This is a genomic window from Streptomyces lucensis JCM 4490 (genome assembly GCF_014650035.1).
GTDB lineage: Bacteria > Actinomycetota > Actinomycetes > Streptomycetales > Streptomycetaceae > Streptomyces > Streptomyces lucensis.
Map to the genome: position 1 here is coordinate 247506 of NZ_BMUE01000009.1, position 18560 is coordinate 266065.

Sequence of the window (18560 nt, forward strand, 5' to 3'; positions counted from 1 at the left end):
TCGGCGTGGTGTCGGGTGTGCTCTGTTCGGCTCTGCTGCTCTCAGGGTGCTCGGTGCCGGGCGGGGATGTCACGGTGAGCCGTACCGAGCCCACTCTCGGATCGAACTGGGACGAGGAGGCGGGAGCGCCGGAGGTGGCCGCGTTCATGAGGATCGACGTCCCGGCCGACGCGACGGAGGTGAAGGGGGCGGTGGCGGTCAATCCGCAGGAGGACAACTACCTGCTGTCCTTCGTCACCAGTGAGCGTGCCGCAGAGCGACTGGCGGGGGACCTGCACTCCCCTGATCCCCTCGAGCCAAGTCACGTCGCCCCCACCACCAGTGCGGGAAACGCTTTGTGGAGACACCTGGGTCTCACCCCGCCTGATCGGCTCAGGAAAACGCGCTGGGTCGGCGTCTGCCCCCCGTGCGTGGTGAAGCACGGGCGTGGGCGTGTTCAGTGGATCGAGATGTACGTGCACGCCGAGGGCGAGGGGCGGTCCCGCGTGTATGTGCAGGCCTTCTGAGGCCGCCGCTTCCGCGCCGTCTCGGGCGGCCGGTCACGATCACCGTGCCGGCCGCCCGGTCAGACCTCGCGGGAGGGATTCCTACAGGAACGAGTTGATCTCGATCGTCTCGTCCCGGCCCGGGCCCACGCCGATCGCGGAGATCGGGGCGCCGGACATCTCCTCCAGCGCCTTGACGTAGTTCTGGGCGTTCTTGGGGAGGTCGGAGAAGGACTTGGCCTTGGTGATGTCCTCCGACCAGCCCGGCAGGGTCTCGTAGACCGGCTTCGCGTGGTGGAAGTCCGACTGCGAGTACGGCAGCTCCTCGACGCGCTTGCCGTCGATCTCGTACGCCACGCAGACCGGGATCTGCTCCCAGCCGGTGAGGACGTCCAGCTTGGTGAGGAAGAAGTCGGTCAGGCCGTTGACGCGGGTCGCGTAGCGGGCGATGACCGCGTCGAACCAGCCGCAGCGCCGGTCGCGGCCGGTCGTCACGCCGCGCTCGCCGCCGATGCGGCGCAGCGCCTCGCCGTCCTCGTCGAACAGCTCCGTCGGGAACGGGCCGGCGCCGACGCGGGTGGTGTAGGCCTTGAGGATGCCGATCACGCGGCTGATCTTCGTCGGGCCGACTCCGGCGCCCGTGCAGGCGCCGCCCGCGGTCGGGTTGGAGGAGGTGACGAAGGGGTACGTGCCGTGGTCGATGTCGAGCAGCGTGCCCTGGCCGCCCTCGAAGAGGACCACCTTGTCGTCCTCCAGCGCCTGGTTGATGACCAGGACGGTGTCGGTGACGTACGGCTTCAGCTGCTCGGCGTAGCCCAGCAGCTCCTCGACCACCTGGCCCGCGGCGATCGCGCGGCGGTTGTAGAGCTTGGTGAGGATCTGGTTCTTGGCGTCGAGGGCCGCCTCGACCTTCTGGGTGAGGATCGACTCGTCGTACAGGTCCTGGACCCGGATGCCGACGCGGTTGATCTTGTCGGAGTACGTCGGTCCGATGCCGCGGCCGGTCGTGCCGATCTTGCGCTTGCCGAGGAAGCGTTCCGTCACCTTGTCGACGGTCACGTTGTACGGCGTGATGATGTGCGCGTTACCGCTGAGCAGGAGCTTGGACGTGTCGACGCCACGCTCGTTCAGACCGCTCAGCTCGGAGAGCAGGACCGACGGGTCGACGACGACACCGTTACCGATGACCGGCGTACAGCCGGGCGAGAGGATTCCGGAAGGGAGGAGGTGGAGCGCATACTTCTGGTCGCCCACGACGACCGTGTGGCCGGCGTTGTTGCCGCCCTGGTAGCGCACTACATAGTCCACCGAGCCACCGAGCAGGTCGGTCGCCTTCCCCTTGCCTTCGTCACCCCACTGAGCACCGAGCAGCACAAGTGCGGGCACGCGCGTACACCCCTTCCGGGCGGGGCATGTCCAAGGTCGGGGGCGTGGGCGTAAGGTTCACCGCCGCGTACCACTGCGACCGCCGTTGGTCGCACAACCGTCGGACCGGATGCCCCGGAATAGACGAAGCCCCTGGCGCAATAGCGCAAGGGGCTCTTGCACAAAGATGCTACCCGAGGAAGCGAGGCAGGACCGAGGTGGCGACCTTCGCGACGTCCGATCAGCTGCTGGTGATCATCGATCCGGCGGCCCGGCAGAGGGACGGAGAGTCCGTGCGGATCGCGAAAGACGTGCTCAGCGCGGGTGCGACGGCCAAGGTCTGCCTGCCCCAGGGGCCGGAGGAATTCGCCCGGGCACTCGGCCGACGGGGGTCCAGGCGCCCGGTCGTGGTCGGCGACGACCGGGCCCTGGTCCGTGCGGTCACCCTGCTGCACCGCCAGCGGGAGCTGGCCGGCTGTGCGCTGTCGGTGGTGCCGGTCGGAGTGACGGCCCTGGCGGAGTCCCTCGGCGTGCCGGCCGGCCCGGTGGCGGCGGCCCGGGCCGTGCTGGAGGGGGCGGAGCGGCGGCTGGACCTGCTGGTCGACGACAGCGACGGGGTGGTGCTGAGCGCGCTGGGCATTCCGCCGGCGCCGGCGCGGGCGGCTGCCGTGGAACCGGTGGGCGTCCCCACGGGGCGCCCCTGGCTGCGGACGCGCTACCGCTCCCTGGTCCGCACGCTCGCCCCGCGTCCCACCCGGCTCACCACGGTGCCGGCGCCCGGTCCCTCCCGGCTGCGGGTGGAGGTCGACGGGGAGACGGTCGTGGACCTGGACCAGCCGGTGGAGGCGGTGACGGTGGCACCGGGTGGCCGCGGGGCGGCCACGGTCGAGGTACGTCCGCTGTCGGGCCCCGGCGCGGAGGCGACCCCGCTGCTGGCCGAAGGGCGCCGGGTGACGGTCACGGGCGCGGACTTCCGCTACCGGGCGGACGCGGTGGTGTCGGGGCCGGTGCGCAGACGGGAGTGGACGGTACGGGAAGGCGCCTGGGGACTGACCCTGCCGCTGCCCGGCTGAGCGGTGGCGGGCCGCGCCGCGCGCCCGCCGGTCACCCGGATCCGAAGAGGTCCTCGCGCCGTGCCCGCCACCTGGTCATGAGCGCGGCGATCTCGGTGTCGACGAACTCGAAGAAGGCCAGTGTCTCGGCCAGCCGGCGGCCCGCCGGGGTGGCGGCGCCGAGGCTGTCCACCCCCTCGCGCAGGGCGTGCTCCCAGCGTTTGATGACGGCCTCGCGGCTGGTCAGCGCCTCGTACCACTGGTCGCCGTGCACCCGGTACCGCTCCCGGCGCGAGCCCGGTTCACGCTCCCGCGAGACCATGTGGACCTGCGCCAGGTAGCGCACCGCGCCCGAGACGGCCGCGGGGCTGATGCGCAGCCGCTCGCCCAGTTCGGCCGAGGTCAGGGTGCCGGAGTCGGAGGCGAGCAGCGCGGCGAAGACCCGGGCCGGCATGCGGGGCACGCCCGCCTCGACGAGCTGGGCCGCGAAGTGCTCCACGAACCGCGACACCGCCTCGGGGTCCCGTTCCACGGTTCCGGAGACCTTCGGGTCCGCCCCCTCGGACCGATCGGCCCTACCCGCCCGCTCCGTCATCCCCGGATCATCTCCCCTGATCGGAAAACCGCCGCCCACCACCATCGCACCCACGCGTAGTTTATACGGTTCCTTAACTTCACAACTTTGTGAAAGAAGCGTACGTTGCGAACCATGACGCGAGCCATCACCGTCTCCGGCCTCCACAAGTCCTTCGGCCGCACCCGGGCGCTCGCCGGCCTCGACCTGGACGTCGAGACCGGCGAGGTGCACGGCTTCCTGGGGCCCAACGGCGCCGGCAAGTCGACCGCCGTCCGCGTCCTGCTCGGGCTGCTGCGCGCCGACGCGGGCACCGCGCGGGTGCTGGGCCGCGACCCGTGGCGGGACGCCGTCGAGGTGCACCGGCGCATCGCCTACGTGCCCGGCGACGTGACCCTGTGGCGCAACCTCTCCGGCGGCGAGGTCATCGACCTCTACGGCCGCCTGCGCGGAGGGCTCGACGGGCGGCGGCGCGCCGAGCTGATCGACCGCTTCGAACTGGATCCCACCAAGAAGGGCCACGCGTACTCCAAGGGCAACCGGCAGAAGGTGGCCCTCGTCGCCGCCCTCGCCTCCGACGTGGACCTGCTGCTCCTGGACGAGCCGACCTCCGGCCTCGACCCGCTGATGGAGGAGGTCTTCCGGACCTGCGTCGAGGAGGAACGTGACCGGGGCCGTACCGTGCTGCTCTCCTCCCACATCCTCAGCGAGGTGGAGCGGCTGTGCGACCGGGTGAGCATCATCCGCAAGGGCCGCACGGTGGAGAGCGGCTCGCTGGCCGACCTGCGCCATCTGACCCTCACCAGCGTGAGCGCCGAACTCGCCGGGCCACCGGACGGGTTGTCCCGGCTGCCCGGCGTGCACGACCTCGACGTGCGGGGCCGCCGGGTCCGCCTCCAGGTGGAGACCGACAAGCTGGACGGGGTGCTGCGCTCACTGAGCGAGCCGGGCGTACGGTCCCTGACCTCGACCCCGCCCACGCTGGAGGAACTGTTCCTGCGGCACTACCGGGAAGAGCGGGCGGAGCGGAACGGGGTGGCGCGATGAGCACGCTCGCGGCACGAACGCCCCGGTACTCCCGCCGACTGGCGGGCACGGCGGCCCTGTTGCGCCTCGCCCTGCGACGCGACCGGGTGACGACCCCGGTCTGGGTCGCGGTGAACGCCCTCATGGTCCTCTCGATGCCGGGCACCCTGCGCAACCTGTACGGCACCACCGCCGAACGCACGGCCCTGGTCGACCAGTTGGCGACCAACGCCGCGTTCCGGGCGCTGATCGGCCCGGTCTTCGACACCTCGGTCGGCGCGCTGACCGCCTGGCGCGCCGGGGTGTACGCCGCCGCGCTCGCGGCCGCGGCGAGCCTGCTGATCGTCGTGCGGCACACCCGGGACGAGGAGGAGAGCGGCCGGCTGGAGCTGGTGGCGTCCGGGGCGGTGGGCCGCCGGGCCCCGCTCACGGCGGCGCTGCTGGCGGCGGCCGTCGCCGACGCGGCACTGGCGCTGCTGGTCGCGGCCGGTCTGGCCGGGCAGGGCGTCGGCGGCGCCCTGGCCTTCGGCATCGGTCTCGCGGGCGTCGGCATGGTCTTCGCCACGATGGCGGCGGTCGTCGCCCAGCTGACCCGGAGCGCCCGTCTCGCCCGGGGTCTGACGGCGGCCGTCCTCGGGGCCGCGTTCGTGCTGCGCGCGGCGGGCGACTCGGCGACCGGCGACGGCTCGTCGGCGCTGACCTGGCTGTCCCCGCTGGGCTGGCTGGAGAACCTGCGGCCCTTCGCGGACGAACGCTGGTGGGTGCTCGGGCTGTTCGCGGTGGCGGCGGCCGTACAGGGCGCGGTGGCCTACGCCCTCGCCGGGCGCCGGGACCTCGGCATGGGTCTCCTGCCCGGCCGGCCCGGACCGCCCGCCGGCCGCCTCGGCACGGCGGGCGCACTGGCCTGGCGACTCCAGCGGGGCGGCGTGCTCGGCTGGTCGGCCGGCTTCCTCCTCGCCGGGGTCGTATACGGCGGCCTCACGGACGGCGCGGCCGACCTGGTCGGCGACAACGAGGGGGCACGGCGGATCTTCGAGCGGATGGGCGGGCACCACGGCCTCACGGACGCGTTCCTCGCGTCGATGACCGGCATGCTCGGACTGATCGCGGCCCTGTACGTCGTGGCCTCGGTGCTGCGGCTGCACGGCGAGGAGACGTCGGGCCGCGCCGAACCGGTGCTGGCGTGCGCGGTGGGCCGCCTGCGCTGGGCCGCGAGCCACCTGACGATCGCCTTCGGCGGCTCGGTGCTGATCATGCTCCTGGCGGGCCTGGGCTTCGCCGTCGGCTACGGCAAGGAGGTCGTACCGGTCCTGGGCGCCTGCCTGGTGCAGCTCCCCGCGGTGTGGGTGATCGGCGGCGTGGCACTGCTCCTGTACGCCGTGGCGCCCCGGCTGGCCCCCGCCGCCTGGGGCGTCGCGGTGGCGGTCCTGCTGATCGGCTGGGTCGGCCCGGCGCTGGACGCGCCGCGCTTCGTCCTCGGCCTCTCCCCCTTCGGCCACCTCCCGAAGCTGCCGGGCGGGAAGATGGAGTGGGGGCCGGTGCTGACCCTCACCGGGCTGGCCGTGGCGCTGGTCGCCGCGGGGCTGGCGGGTCTGCGGCGACGGGACCTGGCGGGCTGAGGCCTCAGTCGACGTACTGCTTGAGTTCCTCGGTGTCGAGTTCGATGCCGACGGGTGCGGGCAGAGTGACCCCGCCGCCGAACTTCACGACGTGGATGTCCCGGTAGCCGTCCTCCGGATCGGGGTCGCTGTGCACGACGATCGACTGATGGTCACGGTCGATGAGCAAGTAGACGGGAATGCCCACTTCAGCGTAGGCGCGAGGTTTCTCCACCCGGTCACGGCTGTGCGTGTCCGAGTCGTACGAGGTGATCTCGACCGTCATCAGCACACCTCGGGGTTCTGCCCAGTCGCCCTGCCCGACGAAGTGATCGACAGGAGCGAGCACTCCATCCGGGCGGGCCCGGCCCTTTCGGTAGGACTCCACCTTCAGTCCCTGCAACGGGTTGAGGTCGAGCTCGGGGCGAGCACGCATGCATTGCCGGATCAGCCACATCGTGATGGCGCCGTGGTTGCCGTTCGTCACTTTCCTGAGCCCGATCCGTCCGTCGATGAACTCGAACCTGACGGTGTCGTCCTCCCGTTCGGCGAACTCGGCGATCCGCTCGAACATGCCGACCGACAACTGAGATGACGCGCGCTCTGCCATAACCGTCATGGTGCCCCCCTTCGCAGGCCGGCACCAGCTTGGCGGGCGGCGGGTGGCCACCGGCCGGAATCACTCGATGATCATCCGAACGGGTGATCACCCCACCACCACGCTCAGCCCTTCCAGCCCCCGGATCACGAAGTTCGGCTTGCGGCGCGGCTCCTCCGCCAGGGTGAGGGTGGGTGCCCGCTCCAGCAGGGCCGTCATCGAGGCGGCCAGCTCCATGCGGGCCAGGGGGGCGCCGATGCAGTAGTGGATGCCCGCGCTGAAGGAGATGTGCGGGTTGTCCCGCCGGGTGAGGTCGAGGCGGTCCGGGTCGGGGAAGACCGCCGGGTCGTGGTTGGCGGAGCCGAACAGCATGGCGATCTCCGAGCCCCGGGGGATCGTCGTGCCGTCGATCTCGATGTCGTCCAGCACCCAGCGCTCGAAGAGCTGCAGCGGGGTGTCGTAGCGCATCAGCTCCTCGGTCGCGGACGGCACCAGGGAGTGGTCGGCGCGCAGGTCCGCCAGCCGGCCGGGGTTGCGGAACAGGGCCCACCAGCCGTTCACCGTGGCGTTGACCGTGGCCTCGTGACCGGCGTTGAGGAGCAGCACCGCCGTGGAGATCATCTCCTGTTCCGTCAGGTGGTCCCCCTCGTCGTGGGCCGCGATCAGACCGGAGATCAGGTCGTCGCCGGGCTCGTCGCGGCGGGCGGCGATCAGCTCCCGCAGGTAGCCGGAGAAGTCGGCCGAGGCGCGCACCGCCCTCGCCGCCGTCTCCTCGCCGGGGTTCAGCTCGTACATCCCGCAGATGTCCGCCGACCACGGGCGCAGTTGCCCCCGGTCCGCCTCCGGGATGCCCAGCATCTCGGCGATCACCGCGACCGGCAGCGGTTCCGCGACGTCCGTGAGCAGGTCGCCGCCGCCCGCCTCGACCAGCCGCGCCACCAGGTCGCCCGCCAGGCCGTGCACGTACGGCCGCAGCCGCTCCACCGTGCGCGGGGTGAACGCCTTCGACACCAGGCGCCGGATGCGGGTGTGGTCCGGCGGCTCCAGGTCGAGCATGCCGTGGTCGTTGAGGGTGTGGAACGGCTCGTGCTCCGGCGGGGGCGCCGCGCGGCCGAACTCCTCGTGCGTGAACCGGTGCCGGTAGGTGCGGCCCAGCCGGCGGTCGCGCAGCAGCGCGGAGACGTCCGCGTGGTGCGGGACCAGCCACTGGTCGGTCGGCTCGTACCGGATCACCCGGCCGCGCGCCCGCAGCTCGGCGTAGGCCGGGTAGGGGTCCGCGAGGAACGCGGGGTCCCAGGGGTCGAAAGCGAGGTCGGTGGGGCCTGCCATGCGGGGACGCTAGCGCGTCGGCCCGGCGTCCGGCCAGGGGCGGCCGTCCTTCAGCCCCGGTCCGCGCGGAGGTGGTCGTAGTAGTCCCTGCCGCCGACGTGGACGGACGTGACGTACACGGGCAGGCCCCCGGCGTCGCGGGGCACCTCCTGGGACGTCTGGCGGGTGAATCCCAGCGACACACCGGGGATCACCGGGTGTTCGGGCCGGGAGGTGTCGACCGGCCGGCCCCGCAGGGCGGCGCGGCGGAACAGCTCCACGGCCGGGGTGCGGAACACGTCGTCCCCGTGGAGCAGGACCCGGGTAGCGGACTCCCGGCCCTCGCCGGGCCACCACAGTTCGACGGCCGTGACGGCCGGGCCGCCCTCCAGCAGGGCCTGCACCCCCACCCCGTCCAGCGACGCGGAGACCTTCGCCGAGTTCCGGCCCGGCCGCCTGAGCACCCTGGGCTCCCCCCAGCCGGACACCGCCGCCACCGCCTCGTCGAGCGTCATCCCCAGCCGCAGCGGCGCGACCCCGCGGGGCGGGTCGAGTACGAGATCCATCAGCCCGGGGTCACCAGCCTCGCCTCGTACGCGAACACCGCCGCCTGCGTGCGGTCCCTGAGGCCCAGTTTGACCAGGACGCGGCTCACATGGGTCTTGATCGTCGACTCCGCCACCACCAGCCGCCCGGCGATCTCCGCGTTCGACAGGCCCTGCGCGATCAGGACCAGCACCTCCGTCTCCCGCTCCGTCAGCTCCCCGTACGCCGCCTGCGCGCCCGGGACCAGCCGCGGGGTGTCCGACAGGCGGGAGAACTCCGTGATCAGCCGCCTGGTGACCGAGGGGGCGAGCAGGGCCTCCCCGGACGCCACCACCCGCACCCCGTCGGCGAGCTGGCGGGCCGAGGCGTCCTTGAGCAGGAAGCCGGAGGCACCCGCCCGCAGCGCCTGGTAGACGTACTCGTCCAGGTCGAACGTCGTCAGGACCAGCACCTTCGCCGAACCGTCCGCCGCGACGATCTCCCGGGTCGCCTCGATGCCGTTCAGCTCGGGCATGCGGATGTCCATCAGGACGACGTCCGGGGCCAGTTCACGGACCCGGTCCACCGCCTCCCGGCCGTTGACGGCCTCGCCGACGACCTCGATGTCGGGCATCGCGTTCAGCAGGACCGAGAAGCCCTCGCGCACCATCATCTGGTCGTCGGCGATCAGTACCCGGATCGTCATGCGCCACCTTCGCTCACGGCGGCGACCGGCAGGAACACCGTCACCTCGTAGCCGCCCTCGTCCGTGGGGTCCGCCGTCATCTCACCGTTCAGCATGGAGACCCGCTCCCGCATGCCGGTGATGCCGTGCCCGGCTCCCGGCGACGGCTTCGTCAGGTTCGGGGCGGGCGGGGCGCCGTTGACGACGCGCAGGCCGAGGCCGCCGAGGACGTACGCGATCTCCACCCGGGCGGCCGCGCCCGGCGCGTGCCGCAGGGCGTTGCTCAGCGCCTCCTGCACGATCCGGTACGCCGACAGCTCCACCCCCGGAGGCAGTTCGCGCACCGCGCCGGTCACCGTCTTGTCCACCTCCAGGCCGGCCTCCCGCACGTTGGCGAGCAGCCCGTCCAGGTCCGCGAGGGTGGGCTGCGGGGCGTCCGGGGCCTCGTAGTCCTCCGCGCGGACGACGCCCAGGACCCGGCGCAGCTCGGTCAGGGCCGCGACCGCGTTCTCCCGGATGGTGGCGAAGGCCTTCTCCAGCTCCGGCGGCGGGTCCTGCACCCGGTAGGGCGCGGCCTCCGCCTGGATGGCGACCACCGACATGTGGTGCGCGACCACGTCGTGCAGCTCGCGGGCGATGGTGGTGCGCTCCTCCAGCAGCGTGCGCCGCGAGCGCTCGTGCTCGGTCACCGTCTGCTGGGCGGTCACCTCCTGCCGGGCCTCGCGGCGGGTGTGCCGGACGGTGACGGCGAGCAGGACGAGCGCGGAGACGATCAGCATCGGGGTCACGTCCGTGCCGTCACCCCCCCAGCCGAAGAAGGCCTCCGCCCAGAGGCCGTGCAGCCCGGTCAGCACCCACATCCAGGCCGCGGTGCGGGGCCGGGTGCGTATCGCCACCACCGTGAGGACCAGCAGGTGCGCGACGAAACTGCTCGGCGCCCAGGGCCAGCTGCCCCAGTCGGTACCGATCGCGGCCGTGGCCGTGGCCGCCACGAGCGACATCCAGAACGCCCCGACCGGACGGACCAGGGTCAGCAGCACCGGGACCAGGGCCAGCAGCGCGCACAGCAGGGCCGCCGGACCCGCCGCGTTCTGCCCCAGGGCGACGAGCGCCGCCACCCCGCCGACGGCGGCCACCGTCATGTGCGGGGCCCAGGCCGCGTACTGTGCGGCCCGGCCGCGCAGATGGCGGCCGACCGGCCCGTCGACGGCCGCGCGGGGCAGCGGGCGGTAGGCGAAGGCGCCCCGGAACAGGTCCTGCCGCAGCCCGCGCAGGGCGTCCGCGACCAGCCGGAACTCGGGGCTGCGCGGCCTGCCGGCCGCGCCCGGCGGTGTCGTCTGCGTGTACGTCGTCTCGGTCACGTGCCAAACGGTAGGGCCCGGCGGGGCCGCGGTCGTCCCCTCCGAGAAGGGTCTGCGGGGGTCCGCCTCAGGTACTACGGCGTCCGGCGCCGGTCGCCCCGGCGTGCCGTGCGGTCCCACGCCGGAGGTCCCGGACGTCCAGCGCGGCCCCGCGGCGGTGGACGCGTGTCCTGCGCGGTCCCGCACCGATGGTCTCGGACGTCGTGCGCGGTCCCGCACCGGTGCTCTCGGACGTTCTGCGCGCTCCCGCACCGGTGGGGTTCAGCGTCCGCCCGGGCGGACCAGGCCCGACTCGTAGGCGAAGACCGCCGCCTGGGTGCGGTCCCGCAGCCCCAGCTTCACCAGCATGCGGCTCACGTGTGTCTTCACGGTCTGCTCGGCCACCACCAGCCGTTCGGCGATCTCCGCGTTCGACAGGCCCCGCGCGATCAGCGCCAGTACCTCCGTCTCCCGCTCCGTGAGGTCGCCGACGCGCTGCTTGAGCGGGGCCCGGGGGGAGCCGTCCAGACGGGAGAACTCGGCGATGAGGCGACGGGTGACGCCCGGGGCGAGCAGCGCGTCCCCGGCGGCCACCACCCGGACCGCCTCCGCGAGCTGGTCGGCGGAGGCGTCCTTGAGCAGGAACCCGGCGGCCCCGGCGCGCAGCGCCTCGTACACGTACTCGTCGAGGTCGAAGGTGGTCAGCACCAGGACCCTGATGCCCGGGTGTTCGGCGGTGATCCTGCGGGTCGCCTCGATGCCGCCGAGTTCGGGCATGCGGATGTCCATCAGGACCACGTCCGGGACCAGTTCGGCGACCCTGGCGATGGCGTCCCGGCCGTCCACCGCCTGTCCGACCACGTGTATGTCGGGCTTGGTGTCGAGCAGCACCGTGAAGCCCTGCCGCACCATCTGCTGGTCGTCGGCTATGAGTACGCGGATGGTCGGGACACCGCTCGTCATCGGGTTCGTTCTCCTGTCGTGGGCGGTTCGGGCAGGGGGATGTGCGCGGGACGGGCGCCGTCCCCGGGGAGGAAGGCCGAGACCGTGAAGCCGCCGTCCGGGGTGCCGGCGGCGGTGACGGTGCCGCCGAGCATCGTCGCGCGCTCCCGCATGCCGAGCAGCCCGTGCCCGGCGCCCGGAGAGGGCGGAACGGGTTGCAGGGGCCGGGAGTTGGTCACCGCAAGGCGCAGGCCGCCCGGGAGGTGCGCGACCTCCACCCGCACCCGCGAGCCCGGCGCGTGCCGCAGGGCGTTGCTCAGCGCCTCCTGCACGATCCGGTACGCCGACAGCTCCGCTCCCGGAGCGTAGGGCCGCGCCCTGCCCTTGACCCCGATGGTCACGTCCAGCCCCGCCGCCCGGGTGTTCTCGATCAGCGCGTCGAGCCGGTCGAGCGTGGGCTGGGGAGCGTCCGGGGCCGCTCCGGTGCCGGGGTCCCCGAGGCCGTAGGGGTCCTCGGGGTTCTCCGAGCGCAGCACGCCGAGCACCCGGCGCAGCTCGGTGAGCGCCTCCAGCGCGTTGTGCCGGATGCCCGTCAGGTTCTCGACCAGCTCGGGAGGGGGGTGCTCGACGAGGTGCGGGGCGACCTGCGCCTGGATGGAGATGACCGACATGTGGTGCGCGACCACGTCGTGCAGCTCGCGCGCGATACGGCTGCGCTCCTCCAGCAGGGTGCGCCGGGCCCGCTCCTCGGAGGTGAGGGTGGTCTGCTCGACGAGTTCGGCGCGTGCCTCACGGCGGCCGCGCAGGGCGGCTCCGAGCACCACGACGACCGCGGACAGCACCACCGCGACGACCCCGGTGGGGGTGTGGGTCCCCCCGCCCCACACCCCCTCCAGGAGGTAGGTGGCCAGCGCGGTCAGGGCCAGCGCCTCGACCGACACCCGGGTGCGCACGCGCAGCGCGAGCAGCAGCAGGACGAGCAGGTGCGCGACGACTCCGGCCCCGGTCCAGGGCCAGGGGAACGTCTCCCCCCGCACGTCGGTCAGGTGGCCGTGGACCGCGACGGCGCCCACCACGGTTCCCGCCATGGACAGCCACCAGCCCAGCACGGGCCGCCACAGCGCGAGGCCGATCGCGGCGCCCTGCGCCAGTCCGATCGGGAAGGCCGCCCCGGAGGCCAGGTGCCCGCCGTCCTTCAGCTGCGCCACGCCGCCGAGGGACACCCCGAACGCGGCCAGCCACAGCAGACCGTGCGGCAGCCAGCGCAGCCACACGGAGGCGGGCAGCGGGTCCGCCCTGACGGTGCACAGGTCGTCGCGCAGCACCCGCAGCCAGCGCCGGGCCCGGCCCGCGAGCAGCGCGGGCGTCCGGCGGCCCCCCGTTTCCGTCACGTGCTCCACCCTAGGTCCTGTCCGTCAGGCCCCGGACGGACGGGACGGCCCGCGTCCCCTCCCCGTCCGCGGCGCGGTGCACCCGGACCACCCGCGAGTGGCGCCGGCCGGTACCGCGGCGCCGGCGGCGCGTGCCCTGTTCCCAGGAGCGGAACGTGGTCCAGCACAGGGCCAGGACCAGGGTGAACACCGGGAGCCAGGCGAGGCGGGCCGCCGCCCAGGCAGGGCCGTCGGGGAGCGTGTGCAGGCCGGGCAGGCGGCCGGCCAGGAGCGCGGTGGCCGTCGTGGCCATCAGGGCCGTCTGGTGCCACAGGAAGATCGTCATCGCGGAGAGGTTGACCAGCACCACGGCCGCCCAGAGCAGCGGGCGGCGCATCGCCCCGCGCAGCCGGTCGCGCAGCAGGAGGGCCAGACCGCACTGGGCCAGGCCGAAGGTCACGGCCGCCAGGGTGGGCGGGTTGAGGTTGGACACCGCGGCGCCCGGGACGCCGACCATGGAGGCCGGGTAGCCCGCCCACAGCACGAGGGCGGCCGTGACAGCCGTACCGCCGAGGAGCAGGGACCAGGCCGCACGGCGGGTCTCCAGCTCGCCGCGGCTCCATGCGGCGCCCAGGGTGTACGGCACCAGCCAGCCCGCCGCCAGGTTCAGCCAGCCCAGCCAGGCCGGGCCGGCGTGCAGGCCGAACCGGAGGACGTCCACGTGCAGGACGACGGCCAGCGGCCACAAGGGGTTGAGGCGGGCGACCAGCGGGGTGGCCGCCGTCAGCGCCGCGTAGACCAGCAGGAACCACAGCGGGGACAGGGCCAGTTTGACCAGCGTGTGGAGCGTGCCGAACGCGGTGCCGGTCAGCAGCAGGGCGGCCGCCGCCACCGTCCACAGCAGGAGGAGGGCGACGACCGGACGCAGCAGGCGGGCCAGGCGGACGCGCAGCCACGCGCCGTACGACATCCCCCGCGCCCGGGCCGAGGCGAGGCCGCGGGCCGCCACCCGGCCGCCGACCAGGAAGAACACGGCCAGGGTCTGGAAGACCCAGGAGACCGGGGCCAGCCAGGGCATGTGCTGCAACGGGCTCGCCGTGTGCAGCGCGCCGTCCTCGGCGACCAGGGCCGTGACCAGCCAGTGGCCGAGGACGACACCGAGGATCGCGAAGGCGCGCAGGGCGTCGACCGCGCGGTCCCGGGACGCGGGGGTGGCGGCGTCCACGCGGTGGGCGCCCCGGCGTATCGCGTGCAGCGCGCGGCGGCCGGCGCTCGGGGTCTGCTCAGGCACGGGTCACCTCGGATGTCTCGCCGAGGGTGATGCGGGCCAGGTTGGCGAGGGAGACCGAGCCCGGGAGGAAGTAGCCGCTGTGGCCGGCGCCGGCCGCGTCGAAGACGCGGGCGCCGAAGCCGCGGGAGACCGGGTCGGTGCCGAAGCCGACGGTGGTGAACAGGAGGTCGGCGCGGACGTGCGGGACGTGGGCCACCCAGTCGCCGCCGCCGCGAGCCGCCCAGATCCGGGCGTTCGCGCGCAGGCCGGCGGCGGTGTGCGCGCCGGTGCCGGGGCTGCCGACGAGGGCGATGTCGTCGACGTCCAGGGCGTGGGCGGAACGGCCGCAGACGACCGAGCCGTAGGAGTGGCAGAGCAGGGCGATGCGCGCCCGGGCCGGCGTGAGGTCGCGCAACCGCCCGACGAGCGCGCGCAGCCGGGGGGCCGCCCGGTCGGCGCGGCCGGTGGTCGCCACCGTGGTGCTGACCGTGCCCGGGGTCCGGTAGCCGAGCCAGGCGACCACCGCGACGCGGGTGCCGGCGGGGGCGCGGTGCGTGAGATCCCCGTACAGGGCCGCGGACGCCCGGTGGAAGCGGGCGTAGGTGTCCAGGGAGGTGTCGGAGCCGGGGACGAGCACCGCCACGCGGTCGGCCCGGGCCAGGTCGCCGAGGACCTCCGTGGCCAGGCCGGTGCCACGGCCGTCGAAGGTGAGCAGGTGCCGGGAGGGGGCGGCCAGGGCGCGGTCCGCGGCGGCGCGGCGCGTGTCGCCGTGGGCGGCGGCCATGCGGGCCGCCTCGTCGGCGTTGGCCCGGTTCGCCGCGTACGCGGTCGGCAGCTTCGCCGGGGTGAGGGGGCCGAGGACGGCGGGCGCCGGTGCGGGGATCCCGGGGCGGGCGGCACCGGAGAGCGGGGCGACGATGGCGGCGGTGAGGAGGGTCGCGAGCAGGGCCCGGCGCCAGGCGTGGAGCCGGTGCGTGCCCGCCCGCCCCGCCCGGCCGGGCCGCGCCGTCGGCTGCGGGTGGTCCTCGTGGTGGTGGGGGGTGAGCGCCGTCGGCGGCTGCGGGTCCGTGGTCTGCGGCGGCGCGTGCCCCATCGCTGGCTTCCTCTCAGGACGCCCGGCCATCGGGCTCGTCCGACAAGGAAGTTAGGAACCCGGGGCCGTCGTCGGCGTCCCGCCAGGGAGCTGTCCTGCGCCGTAGCTCTCAGGTACTACGGGTATGACCGGGTCACCACGCCAGCTGGGCGATCTCCTCCGCCACCACCGCGCAGGCGTCGGCCGCCGGGTCGATCAGCGGGAAGTGGCCGACGTCCGCCAGCAGGGTCAGTCCCGCCGTCTCGCCCGCCCGCGCCGCCGCGTCCGCGTACGACTCGGCCACCGCCTGCGGCACCACCTGGTCGTCGCGGCCCTGGACGAGGGTGGTCGCGATGCCGGTCGGGAGGAGGAGGACGGGATCGGCGTACGGCCGGCGCTCGGCGAAATGGTCGGGTCCGCCCAGCAGTTGCAGTGCCGCGTTGCCACAGACGCCGAGCTTCTCCGCCGCCTCGAAGTCCGCGATCGGGGCGAGGGCGACGACGCCGCGCAGGGCGGCGGGGCGGTCGGCGCGCCAGGGGGCGCCGGCGGGCAGGACGTGGCGGGCTGCGGCCCACAGCGCGAGGTGGCCGCCCGCCGAGTGTCCGGTGAGGACCGTACGGCGGGGGTCGGCCTGCGGAAGCGCTTCGCGGACCAGTGCGGGAAGGGCGTCCAGGGCGGCGGCCACGTCGTCGAAGGTGTCGGGCCAGCGTCCGGCGGGCGGGGCCGGTTCGGCCGGCTGCGCGGGCCCCGTCGGCTGCGTGGGCCGCGCCTGCTCGGTGGGGGTGCCGCCGCGTCTGTACTCGACGTTGGCCACGGCGAAACCCCTGCGGGCCAGGTAGTCCGCGAAGGGGGTGATGTGGCGGCGGTCGTAGCGGGCGCGCCAGGCTCCCCCGTGCAGGACGACGACCAGGGGCGCGGACGGGGTGCCGGCGCGGGGCGCGTAGAGGTCGATCACCTGGTCGGGGTGGTCGCCGTAGGCGGCGGTGACGTCCGGGTCGACCGGCGGGTGCGAGAAGGCCGACTCCTCCTCGGCGGCGGCGCGGGCTGCTGCGGCGTCGTCCGGCATGCTCCAACCTCTCAGCGACGGAACGGATTCCGGCGGACGCTATCAGGCCGGTGACGTGCGGTGCGGCGGGTGGGGAAGTGGTTCCACCTGCCCGCGCTCGCGGGGTGCCTCCCCCAGAGGGGGAGGCACCCCGCTCGGTACTCCTAGGCCAGCACCTCCCCCAGCACCCGTGCCGCCCGCTCCGTCTCCGCGAAGCTCACGTACAGCGGGGTGAAGCCGAAGCGGAGGATGTCGGGGTGGCGGAAGTCGCCGACCACGCCCCGGTCGATCAGGCGCTTCATCACCTCGCCCGCGTCGGGGCAGCGCAGGGCGATCTGGCTGCCCCGCTCACCGTGCGGTTCCGGGGTCACGGACACGACCCGGCCGGGCTCGGTGTACGCCGACACACAACGCAGGAAGAAGTCCGTCAGAGCGAGGGACTTGGCCCGCACGGCGGCGACGGAGACGCCCTCCCAGACCTCCAGGGCCGCTTCCAGGGCCAGCATGGAGAGGATGTCCGGCGTGCCGACCCGGCCGCGCAGCGCACCCGGGGCCGGGGCGTAGGACGCGCTCATGCCGAACGGGTCGGCGTGCGAGTTCCAGCCGGGCAGCGGGGAGTCGAAGCGGGGCTGCAGCTCGCCGCGGACGTAGAGGTACGCCGGTGAACCCGGCCCGCCGTTCAGGTACTTGTAGGTGCAGCCGACCGCCAGGTCCACCCCGTGCTCGTCCAGGCCCACCGGCAGCGCGCCCGCGCTGTGGCACAGGTCCCAGACCGCGAGGGCGCCGCAGGCGTGGACCGCGGCCGTGAGCGCCGGCAGGTCGTGCAGCCGGCCGGTGCGGTAGTCGACGTGGTTGAGCAGGACCGCGGCCGTGCGGCCGGACAGCGCCGACGGGATCTCCGACGGGGTCACCGCGCGCAGGGTGCGGCCCGTCAGGCGGGCCGCGGACTCGGCGATGTAGCCGTCCGTGGGGAACGTCGTTGCGTCCACGAGGAGTTCGTCACGGCTGTCGCCGGCCATGCGGACCGCCGCCACCAGCGCCTTGAAGACGTTCACGCTCGTGGAGTCGCCCACGACGATCTGGCCGGGCGCGGCACCCACCAGCGGGGCGATCCGGTCGCCGATCCGCTCGGGCGCGGTCCACCAGCCGCTCTCCTCCCAGGACCGGATGCGCAGCTCGCCCCACTGCCTGCGCACGACGTCCGCCACCCGCTCCGGCACCTGCGCGGGCAGCGCGCCCAGGGAGTTGCCGTCCAGGTAGACCACGTCGTCGAGGACGAAACGGGAACGGAGTGGGGCCAGTTCGTCCGCCGCGTCCAGCTTCTCCGCCAGCAGCGCCAGTTCAGACATGGGACCTCGCCGTCCACAGCTCCGGGAACACGTTCTTGCGGGCACGCTTCTCCAGCCAGGCCACGCCCGCGGAGCCACCGGTGCCGGTCTTGGCGCCCATCGCGCGGCGGGTGGCGACCAGGTGGTCGTTGCGCCAGCGCCACACCAGTTCCGCCACGTCGGTCAGCGCCTCGCCGAGGCGGGCCAGTTCGTCGTCCTGGTCACCGGAGTACACGGCCGTCCAGGCCGCCTCGACGGCGTCCGAGTGGTCGTGGCGCTGGGAGACGTCGCGGTTCAGGACGGATTCGGGGATCGCGTGGCCGCGGCGCGCGAGGAGCCGTACGACCTCGTCGTACAGGCTCGGCTCGTGCAGCGCCTTCTCCAGTTCCGCGTGGGCGCGCGGGGCGCCGCGGTGCGGTACGAGCATCGACGCGGACTTCTCGCCGAGCAGGAACTCCAGGCGCCGGTACATGGCCGACTGGAAGCCGGAGCCCTCGCCGAGGGCGCTGCGGTAGGAGTTGAACTGCGCCGGGGTGAGCTGGCCGAGCGGCTTCCAGGAGGCGTTGAGCGCCTCCAGTTCCCGTACGGATCGCTTCAGCGCGGCGACGGCGGTCGGGACGTCGTCCCGGCGGACGGCGTCCGCCGCGGTCTCCCACTCGTGCACGATGACGGTGAACCACAGCTCCATCACCTGGGTGGTCACCAGGAAGACCATCTCACCGGGGTCGTCGGAGAGGGTGTGCTGGAGGTGGGTGAGCACGTCCGCCTTGACGTAGTCCTCGTACGGCGTCGTACCGGCGAAGTCGAGGTTCGGGTCGAGATGCGGGGTCTCGGGCTCAGCGGCCTCGGAAGGGGGGTGAGCCTTGTGGGACATCGCTGTCTCCTGTGTTACTCCGGGTAGCGGTCCGCCCCTGCCGATGCCGGCACGGGGGCCCCGGTCCCCACCCCGCATCCTCCGCAATCACTCCGGTCACGGC

18 protein-coding genes are annotated in these 18560 nt (G+C 73.8%); 4 read left to right on the plus strand and 14 right to left on the minus strand.

What is annotated here, in order from left to right; all coding sequences use genetic code 11:
• Positions 1-74 precede the first annotated feature (74 nt).
• Complete coding sequence (locus IE177_RS21930; RefSeq protein WP_190017066.1) at positions 75-506, plus strand: hypothetical protein; 432 nt, start codon at positions 75-77, stop codon at positions 504-506.
• A gap of 81 nt (positions 507-587) precedes the next feature.
• Here the strand turns inward: IE177_RS21930 and IE177_RS21935 are convergent, their stop codons facing one another.
• Complete coding sequence (locus IE177_RS21935) at positions 588-1871, minus strand: adenylosuccinate synthase (protein WP_190017067.1); 1284 nt, start codon at positions 1869-1871, stop codon at positions 588-590.
• Between the two features lie 197 nt (positions 1872-2068).
• On the opposite strand from IE177_RS21935, the gene IE177_RS21940 reads away from it, so the two are divergent.
• Positions 2069-2923 carry a diacylglycerol kinase gene (locus IE177_RS21940; protein ID WP_190017068.1) on the plus strand — a complete coding sequence of 285 codons (855 nt, stop codon included), beginning with the start codon at positions 2069-2071 and terminating at the stop codon, positions 2921-2923.
• A 31-nt stretch (positions 2924-2954) separates the two neighbouring features.
• Here the strand turns inward: IE177_RS21940 and IE177_RS21945 are convergent, their stop codons facing one another.
• Positions 2955-3497, minus strand: a complete 543-nt coding sequence (locus IE177_RS21945; protein ID WP_190017069.1) for a GbsR/MarR family transcriptional regulator — start codon at positions 3495-3497, stop codon at positions 2955-2957.
• Between the two features lie 114 nt (positions 3498-3611).
• Between IE177_RS21945 and IE177_RS21950 the strand changes: the two genes are divergently transcribed.
• Entirely contained in the window at positions 3612-4523 is a 912-nt protein-coding gene (locus tag IE177_RS21950) for an ABC transporter ATP-binding protein (protein ID WP_190017070.1), read from the plus strand.
• Positions 4520-6121, plus strand: coding sequence for an ABC transporter permease (locus IE177_RS21955; RefSeq protein ID WP_190017071.1), 1602 nt, complete (start codon positions 4520-4522; stop codon positions 6119-6121). The genes IE177_RS21950 and IE177_RS21955 overlap by 4 nt, the downstream gene beginning before the upstream one ends.
• A 4-nt stretch (positions 6122-6125) precedes the next feature.
• On the opposite strand, the gene IE177_RS21960 is transcribed toward IE177_RS21955, so the two are convergent.
• The 12 genes from IE177_RS21960 to IE177_RS22015 form a co-directional block, all read right to left on the minus strand.
• The gene (locus IE177_RS21960) at positions 6126-6719 is read right to left on the minus strand and encodes a Uma2 family endonuclease (RefSeq protein WP_190017124.1); all 594 of its coding nucleotides are present in this window, start codon (positions 6717-6719) and stop codon (positions 6126-6128) included.
• 87 nt (positions 6720-6806) lie between these two features.
• Positions 6807-8027 carry a cytochrome P450 gene (locus IE177_RS21965; protein WP_190017072.1) on the minus strand — a complete coding sequence of 407 codons (1221 nt, stop codon included), beginning with the start codon at positions 8025-8027 and terminating at the stop codon, positions 6807-6809.
• A 50-nt stretch (positions 8028-8077) separates the two neighbouring features.
• Positions 8078-8572 carry a hypothetical protein gene (locus tag IE177_RS21970; RefSeq protein WP_190017073.1) on the minus strand — a complete coding sequence of 165 codons (495 nt, stop codon included), beginning with the start codon at positions 8570-8572 and terminating at the stop codon, positions 8078-8080.
• On the minus strand, positions 8572-9237 hold the full coding sequence (locus tag IE177_RS21975) for a response regulator (RefSeq protein WP_190017074.1): 666 nt from the start codon (positions 9235-9237) through the stop codon (positions 8572-8574). Before IE177_RS21975 ends, IE177_RS21970 begins: the two co-directional genes overlap by 1 nt.
• Positions 9234-10577, minus strand: a complete 1344-nt coding sequence (locus tag IE177_RS21980) for a sensor histidine kinase (protein ID WP_190017075.1) — start codon at positions 10575-10577, stop codon at positions 9234-9236. The genes IE177_RS21975 and IE177_RS21980 overlap by 4 nt, the downstream gene beginning before the upstream one ends.
• A 261-nt stretch (positions 10578-10838) precedes the next feature.
• A complete protein-coding gene (locus IE177_RS21985; RefSeq protein ID WP_190017076.1) occupies positions 10839-11519 on the minus strand; it encodes a response regulator in 681 nt (226 codons plus the stop codon).
• Complete coding sequence (locus tag IE177_RS21990; RefSeq protein ID WP_229816208.1) at positions 11516-12889, minus strand: sensor histidine kinase; 1374 nt, start codon at positions 12887-12889, stop codon at positions 11516-11518. Before IE177_RS21990 ends, IE177_RS21985 begins: the two co-directional genes overlap by 4 nt.
• 10 nt (positions 12890-12899) lie before the next feature.
• Entirely contained in the window at positions 12900-14159 is a 1260-nt protein-coding gene (locus tag IE177_RS21995) for an acyltransferase family protein (RefSeq protein ID WP_373305147.1), read from the minus strand.
• Entirely contained in the window at positions 14152-15231 is a 1080-nt protein-coding gene (locus tag IE177_RS22000; RefSeq protein WP_190017077.1) for an alpha/beta hydrolase, read from the minus strand. The genes IE177_RS21995 and IE177_RS22000 overlap by 8 nt, the downstream gene beginning before the upstream one ends.
• A gap of 133 nt (positions 15232-15364) precedes the next feature.
• The gene (locus IE177_RS22005) at positions 15365-16276 is read right to left on the minus strand and encodes an alpha/beta hydrolase (protein ID WP_190017078.1); all 912 of its coding nucleotides are present in this window, start codon (positions 16274-16276) and stop codon (positions 15365-15367) included.
• Between the two features lie 143 nt (positions 16277-16419).
• Positions 16420-17604: a kynureninase gene (kynU, locus tag IE177_RS22010; RefSeq protein WP_190017079.1), complete on the minus strand. Its 1185-nt coding sequence runs from the start codon at positions 17602-17604 to the stop codon at positions 16420-16422.
• Complete coding sequence (locus tag IE177_RS22015; protein WP_190017080.1) at positions 17597-18457, minus strand: tryptophan 2,3-dioxygenase family protein; 861 nt, start codon at positions 18455-18457, stop codon at positions 17597-17599. The genes kynU and IE177_RS22015 overlap by 8 nt, the downstream gene beginning before the upstream one ends.
• Between the last annotated feature and the right edge of the window lie 103 nt (positions 18458-18560).